At 69.7% G+C, this 7,170-nt stretch carries 6 protein-coding genes and 1 pseudogene; 3 read left to right on the top strand and 4 right to left on the bottom strand.

Annotated elements, in window-relative coordinates:
- Positions 1-151 precede the first annotated feature (151 nt).
- The 3 genes from AC08OU_RS20680 (at position 152) to AC08OU_RS20690 (ending at position 2,027) form a co-directional block, all read left to right on the top strand.
- Entirely contained in the window at positions 152-448 is a 297-nt protein-coding gene (locus tag AC08OU_RS20680; RefSeq protein WP_476601806.1) for a hypothetical protein, read from the top strand.
- 21 nt (positions 449-469) lie between these two features.
- Positions 470-1,318 (top strand): acyltransferase family protein, encoded by an 849-nt coding sequence (locus tag AC08OU_RS20685; protein ID WP_476601807.1) that lies wholly within the window; start codon positions 470-472, stop codon positions 1,316-1,318.
- Between the two features lie 67 nt (positions 1,319-1,385).
- The gene (locus tag AC08OU_RS20690; RefSeq protein ID WP_476605601.1) at positions 1,386-2,027 is read left to right on the top strand and encodes a TetR/AcrR family transcriptional regulator; all 642 of its coding nucleotides are present in this window, start codon (positions 1,386-1,388) and stop codon (positions 2,025-2,027) included.
- Between the two features lie 44 nt (positions 2,028-2,071).
- Here the strand turns inward: AC08OU_RS20690 and AC08OU_RS20695 are convergent.
- The 4 genes and pseudogenes from AC08OU_RS20695 to AC08OU_RS20710 form a co-directional block, all read right to left on the bottom strand.
- Positions 2,072-3,325 (bottom strand): annotated as a pseudogene (locus AC08OU_RS20695) (acyl-CoA dehydrogenase family protein).
- Between the two features lie 62 nt (positions 3,326-3,387).
- A complete protein-coding gene (locus tag AC08OU_RS20700) occupies positions 3,388-5,388 on the bottom strand; it encodes a winged helix-turn-helix domain-containing protein (protein ID WP_476601804.1) in 2,001 nt (666 codons plus the stop codon).
- A 19-nt stretch (positions 5,389-5,407) separates the two neighbouring features.
- Positions 5,408-6,106, bottom strand: a complete 699-nt coding sequence (locus AC08OU_RS20705; protein WP_476601803.1) for an AAA family ATPase — start codon at positions 6,104-6,106, stop codon at positions 5,408-5,410.
- Between the two features lie 120 nt (positions 6,107-6,226).
- Positions 6,227-7,170, bottom strand: a 944-nt coding sequence (locus AC08OU_RS20710) for an AMP-binding protein (RefSeq protein WP_476605602.1), incomplete at its 5' end; no start/stop codon positions are given.

Below are 7,170 nucleotides of genomic sequence, written 5' to 3' on the forward strand. Positions count from 1 at the left end.
GAAGACAAGCCTAGACCGCTGGTCCGGCTGCCCGACAAGGTCTGCTGTCATGGGGTGAGCGTGCGGCCCGCCGGGTCCGTCCCGGCGATCGCCGGGGCGCCGCGTCTGGCAGCCTGGCGGTGTGTGGTCACCATGGGGCGGGCTGCGCTCCATGGGCCGACTCATCGAGTCCACCCCGCCGTCCCGGGCGCGCGACGTCGACTTCCTGCGCCTGGCGAGCGTCTGTGTCGTGGTGCTGTGGCACTGGGCCCTGTCCATCGACCACTTTCGCGGGGGCGTTCTCGTGATGCCCAATCCGATCGCGCGGATACCGTTCGCCTGGCTCGCGACCTGGCTGCTCCAGGTGATGCCGGTGTTCTTCGTCATCGGTGGCTTCGCCCACCTGGCGGCCTGGGACGCGGCCGGTCGCGCCCCCGGGTCTCCGCGCGGTGATCCCGCGCTTCCCTGAGGCCCGCGGGCGCGGCGCTTCCTGCGGGGGCGGCTGCGCCGCCTGCTGCCCCCGATGGCGGTATTCGCCGTTATCTGGGCGGCGGTCGACGCCGTCCTGCTGCTCGCGGTCCCCGACTACCCGGGTCTGCTGCGCTATGGACGGGCCGTGCTGGTGCCGCTGTGGTTTCTCGCGGCGTACCTGGGGGTCATCCTGGCCGTGCCGGTGACCGCGGCGGTCCATCGGCGGTTCGGCTGCCGGTTCATCCTGCTGCTGGGCGCGGCCGTGGCGTTCGTCGACCTGGCGCGGTTCGGCACCGGCAGCACGGTGTTCGGCTATGTCAACACCGGTCTCGTCTGGGTGTTCGCCCACCAGCTCGGGTATTTCTGGCGGGACGGCGCCCTGCGCGGGCCGCGGCGGGCGCTGCTGACGGCGCTCTGCGGGCTGGCGGGTCTGGCCCTGGTGACGACGCTCGACGAGTATCCGCGATCGATGGTCGCCACCGAGGGAACCAGGCTCAGCAACATGTTCCCGACAACCGCTGCGATCGCCGTGCTCGCCGTCTTCCAGCTCGGTCTGATACTGCTCGCCGTACCCGCCCTGAACCGAATGCTGGCCCGGCGCCGGCCGTGGGCGGCGGTCGTCACGGGCAACGCCGTAATCATGACCGTGTTCCTGTGGCACATGACGGCCCTGCTGCTCGCGATGGTCACGATGCGGGCGGTCGGGCTGCCGATGCCCGAAGAACCGACCGCGGCCTGGTGGGCCGGGCGGCCGCTGTGGGTGATCCTGCCCGCACTCTTCCTGGTGCCGTTGATCGTCCTGTTCGGACCGGTGGAGCGCCGGGCCGCGGCCCCGCGTGAACCGGCACGGGCCGGGCCGGACGACTAAGAACCTGAGTTAGCCAGTATTAACCAGGCGGGCACCGGCTGTCCCGGAAGGCGGTAATGTGCCGACCGTGTCCTTCAGCCTCGAAGAACCGCCGCCAGCAGGATCGCGCCGGGAGCGCATCCTCGCCGCCGCGGCCCGGCTGATGGCCGAGCGCGGGTACCACGGGGTGAGCATCAACGACATTGGCCGGGCCGCGGGCGTCTCCGGGCCGGCGTTGTACAAGCATTTCCCGAGTAAGCAGGCGATCCTCGGCGAACTGCTGATCGGCATTAGTGAACGCCTGCTCACCGAGGGCACCCGTCGCGCGGCCGCGGTGCCCAGTCCGGACGGCACCCCCAGTCCGGACGCCACGCTGGACGCGCTCGTGCGCTGGCACGTCTCCTTCGCTCTCGACTCACCCGAACTGATCCGCGTTCAGGATCGCGACCTGAGCAGCCTGAACCCGGCCGACGCGCACACCGTGCGCCGGCTGCGACGCGGCTACGTCGAGCTCTGGGCCGCCCAGCTGCGCGCCCGCAGCCCCGAACTCGCCGAGGGCACCGCCCGCGCCGCCGTCCACGCCACCTTCGGCCTGCTGAACTCCACCCCCTACAGCGCGGTGACGATGAGCCGGCCGCAGCTGGCGGACCTGCTGCACCAGCTCGGCCTGGCCGCCCTGCTCGCCGCGGGAACGCGGCACCCGGCACCCGGGCCGGCCACCAGCCACTGATGATCTTTCGCGGAGTGCCGGCAGTGTTCTGGCGAGCCTCGCCACTACAGACCCAGTTCGCGCGCGATCAGCATCTTCTGGACCTCGCTGGTGCCCTCGCCGATCTCCAGGATCTTGGCGTCCCGCCAGTGCCGGGCGACCGGGTATTCGTTCATGAACCCGTAGCCGCCGTGGATCTGCGTGGCCTCGCGGGCATTCGTCACCGCCGCCTCCGAGGAGAACAGCTTCGCCATCGCCGCCTCCTTCTTGACGGGCAGGCCGGCGAGCATCCGGGAAGCCGCGTCGTAGTAGGCGGCACGGGCCACGTACGTCCGCACCTCCATCTCGGCAATCTTGAAGGCGATTGCCTGGTTGCGGCCGATCGGCGCGCCGAATGCCTCCCGCTGCTTCGGAGTCGAAATGAAATAACTTGCGCGTTTCGAACCCTCCACAGGCCTGTGACCTGCGATGATGCTCTCGATCGCGTATTTGTTACTTCATTACGTCCCCTTCGCGTATTTCACGCTCTCGTCCACGCAGGCCTGCGCCAGCCCGACGGCCAGCGCGGAAATCGCGATCCGGCCCTCGTCCAGGATCTGCAGGAAATTCGCATAGCCGCGGCCGCGCGCACCGAGCAGATTCTCCGCAGGAACCCGCACGTCGTCGAAGGCCAGCGGGTGGGTGTCGGAGGCATGCCAGTCGACCTTCGAGTAGGCCGGGCCGGCGGTGAAGCCGGAGGTGGGCACCGGCACCAGGATGGACGAGATCTCCTTGCGCCCGGCCGGGGTCCGCCCAGCGACAGCGGTGACGGTGACGAGCCGGGTGATGTCGGTACCCGAGTTGGTGATGAAGGCCTTCGAGCCGTTGATGACCCAGTCGCCGCCGTCGAGCCGGGCGGTGGTGCGGGTGCCGCCAGCGTCGCTGCCCGCCTCTGGTTCGGTCAGCCCGAACGCGGCCAACGCCCGCCCGCTGGCGAGCAACGGCAGCCACTCCTCCCGCTGTGCCGGCGTGCCGAACCGGTAGATCGGCATCGCGCCGAGGCCAACCCCGGCCTCCAGCGTGATCGCCACCGACGAGTCGGCCCGGGCCAGTTCCTCGATGGCCAGGCAGAGGGCGAAGAAGTCGGCGCCCTGCCCACCGTACTCCGCCGGGAACGGCAGACCGAACAGGCCCATGTCGGCCATCTGCGCGACGACCTCGTACGGGAACGTCTTCTCCTCGTCGTGCCGCGCCGCCGCGGCGGCGACCACCTCGCGGGCGAACGCCTCCACGGTCTTGCGCAGGGCTTCCTGCTCCTCGCTGAGCCGGGTGTCAGGCATCGCTGTCCTCCCCGTCGTGGAAGCGGCACCCGCTACCAGGGCACTCAGGGCTACCAGGGCACTCAGGTCAGGATCCGGCGGCGGCGGGCCTCCGAGACCGATTCCCCGCGCCGAGCGACCCCGAGCTTGGTGTAGATGCTCTTAAGATACCACTTGACGGTGTTGATGGTCAGGCCGAGGTTACGCGCGATTTCCTTGTTCGACAGTCCGCGGTCCAGCAGACGGAGGATGTCGATCTCGCGGGCGTTGAGCGATTCTTCGGGAGCGGGGTTCCGCTCGGCCGGGCGGTCGATGATGGGGATCGCCGCCCGTTCCGCGTCCGCGTGGGCCGTGGCGAGCAGCTTGGACAGGTAGTCGGAGGGCACAGTGGGCAACTCCGCCGGCCACCGGCGGCACCGGCTCGCGTCCCGCAACTCGCCAATGATCTTCAGGAGTTCCGGTCCGGCGTCGGTAATGGTGCGCACCAGACCGCGGCGGGCCCCGGCGACGACGGCGGGCACGAGGGTGCGCAGCGCGGTGTCGGTGTCGCCGGTCAGCGAGTGCACCACCGCGAGGTCGATACGCGCGGCCGTTTCGGCGTACCGCCAGGCCACGGAGCTGCTCTCCTGGTGCATCTGGGACAGCAGCCGCAGGGCACCGTCGTAGTCGGCCTGGGCGGCCATGACCCGCGCGCGCATCGCGAGCTGGTAGTGGCGGGTGGCCATCGCGATGCCGTCGCCGCCGCGGGCGACGTCGTCGCCGTGGCGGGCGAGCACGTTCTGGGCGCGCCCGAGGTCCCCCCGGGCCAGGTGCAGCCGCAGGCGTTCGTGGTCGACGGCGGCCGACAATCGAGGCAGGACGAGCTGGCTCGCCGCCTCGCTGCCCTCGTCGAGCAGGTGCCAGACGTCCTCGATCTCACCGCGCAGGGTCTTGATGCGGGCCAGCGTGGAGTAGGTGGCGATCATAAGATCGGCGACGCCGCTTTCGGCACCGAGCTCGTGGCACTCCTCCAGCAGCCGCTCGGCGGCATCGGTGTCGCCCCGCTCGTAGTACAGCCGGCCCAGCAGCGCGCCGGCCAGCCGGGCGGCGTGCGAACGCGGCCCGGCGGCTTCGCGGGCGAGGGCCACGGCTTCCCGGTACAGACGTTCGGCGGCCACCAGGTCAAGCTGGGCGAACGCCGCGAGCCCGGCGAAGCAGCGCCCGTACACGCCGGCGAAAGGCCCGCGGGTGGTGTCGTGGAAGGCGTTGGCCCACCGCTGCCGCGCCTGCGCGGTGTCGTAGGCGAAGGTGTGGATGTCGACGAAGGTCCGGATGTTGGACGACACCGCGACCAGCCACGGCCGGTAGCCGGAGTTCTTCACAATGTAGGGGGCGACCAGGTCAGCGGCGCGGTCGATCCGGTCACCGTAGACGTCGATGCAGGCCTGGACGACATCGGCCTCGCCGAGGATGTCCTTACCGGTGTCGCTGGTGTCATCGGGTGCCAGGGCGGCACGCACGTGGTCGAGCGCGACCTGCGCGGGCTGCGCCCGTTGCAGCAGACAGTTGGCCCAGGCGATCGCGATCTGCAGCCGCGGCCGGCCGGGCAGCAGCGCCGGCGGCAGCTTGTTGACCAGGCCGAGCAGGGTGGCCATTCGGCTGTGCTCCACCAGGTGCATGGCCCGCCGCTCCACCAGATCCACCGCCCCGGCGTCGTTACCGGCAGCCAGGGCATGGGTGACCGCCTCACCGAGCAGACCATGATCAGCAAACCAGGCCGACGCGGTCCGGTGCAGGGTCACCACCCGATCCGCATGATCACGCTCCAGGCGGCGGCGCAGATAACCCGCGAACAGATGGTGATAGCGAAACCATTCCCGGTTATCGTCGAGCGGCCGCAGGAACAGGTCCCGCCGTTCCAGCTCCTCCAACAGCGCCTGCCCCCGCCGCTGCCCACTCACCGCCGCCGCCAGATCACCGCAGAGCCGATCACAGACGGAAGTCGTGAGCAGGAAGTCGAGCAGATCCGCGGGCAGCGCATTGAGCACGTTCTCGGCGAGATAGTCACCCAGGGAGTGATGCCGCCCGGAGAAACCGCGGATCAATGCCGACGGGTCGGCGCTGTCACGCGGCGACCCAGCCGTCGGTACTCGACCACAGCCGATGCACGTCCGTGCTGTCGAGATCCAACGCGTTGAGCTCGAGCAGGAAGGCCGCGGACTCCCGATGGTCGAACCGCAGCTGCGTGGCGTCGATCTCCGTCACCTGGTTACGCACCTTCAGCCGGCCCACGGCCGGCGACCGGGTCCGGCTGGTGACGATCAGATGCAGGTTGGCCGGACCCACCTCCAGCAGGAACTCCAACGCGGCAACGGCCTGCGGGGCGTCGATGAGATGCCAGTCGTCGAGCACGACCGCCAACGGCTGCCGATGCTCGGCAACCTGATTGACCAGCTCGGTGAGCACATACCGCTGCGCGTCGTCGGAATGCCCCTCCAGCACCTCGACCAGGTCACCGGCCAGGGTCGGTTCGACCCGGCGCACCGCCTCGATGAGATGGCTGAGGAACCACACCGCGTCGTTGTCGTCCCGATCGAGACTCAGCCATGCCACCGGCACCCCCTCGGCGCGCAGCACCCGCTGCCACTGCACCGCCAGCGTGGTCTTCCCGAACCCGGCCGGCGCGTGGATCAAAGCCAGCCGCCGGGCCCGGCCGTCCCGCAACACGTCGAGGAGCCGGTCCCGGCCGACCAGCTGGGTGTCATAGGTGGGTGCCTGAAACTTCGTGGACACGGCCAGCGTGGGACGTGCCTTGGTGTCCATCCAGCTCGCCTCGCTTCCGAGGGCTCCCCGCCCGGCTCCCCTGCCACGCGTTCGTGACGATACTCACAGGCCCTCGAGCTGATTTTCGCACTGGCCGCCCAGGCCGCAATACTTTGGGCGTCACCAACCGGGCCAGCCGGCCCGCAGCGCCTTCTTGTCCAGCTTGCCGTACACGGTGGTCGGCAAGGCCTCGACGACCCGCACGGCCTTGGGCTGCTTGTACCGGGCAAGCTCCACCCGGCAGTGCGCCAGCAGCTTGGCCTCGTCGAACGCACCGGTATCGTCGGGCACGACGAACGCCACGACCGCCTCACCCCAGTCCGGATGCGGCACCCCGACGACCGCGACCTGCCCAACCCCCGGACAGGCCGCCGCCGCGTTCTCCACCTCCGTGCTGTACACGTTCATCCCACCGGTGATGATCATATCGTTCTTGCGGTCCAGCAGATAGACGTACCCCTCGGCATCCATCCGCCCGATATCCCCGGTGTGCAACCACCCGTCCCGCAACGCCTTGGCGGTCTGCTCGGGCCGGCCCCGATACCCCACCATCGTGTACGGCGTGGCGGCGACGATCTCCCCGACCTGACCGCGGGGCAGCTCCCGGCCAGCCTCGTCGACCACCTTGACCGCGGCCATGACGACCGGCTGACCACAACTGGCCAGCCGATACTCCCCGTCAGGATCAAGACGATGATCCTCACGGCGAAGACGGGTGATGAAGTTCGGCGCCTCCGACTGCCCGTACAGCTGCATGAACACCGGGCCGAGCACCTCCAGGCCCTGCTCCAGCCGCTCCCGGGTGATCGGCGCGGCACCGTACAGGATGGTCCGCAGCGAGCTGAGATCCAACGCGCGGCCCGCCGCCCGGTCGAGCACCCGGTAGATCATGGTAGGCACCATGAACGTGAAGGTCACCCGGTCGGCGGTGATCCGCTCAAGCACCAGCTCCGGGTCGAACCTGGTCTCCAGGAAGTGCCGGGTCTTCGAAGTTAACCGGGGTGGGCGTGAGACCCCAGCCAGTTTGGTAACTGTGCGTAATGTTGGCTCGGCGTGGCCTGCTG

This window comes from Frankia sp. CcMO1 (genome assembly GCF_977945845.1).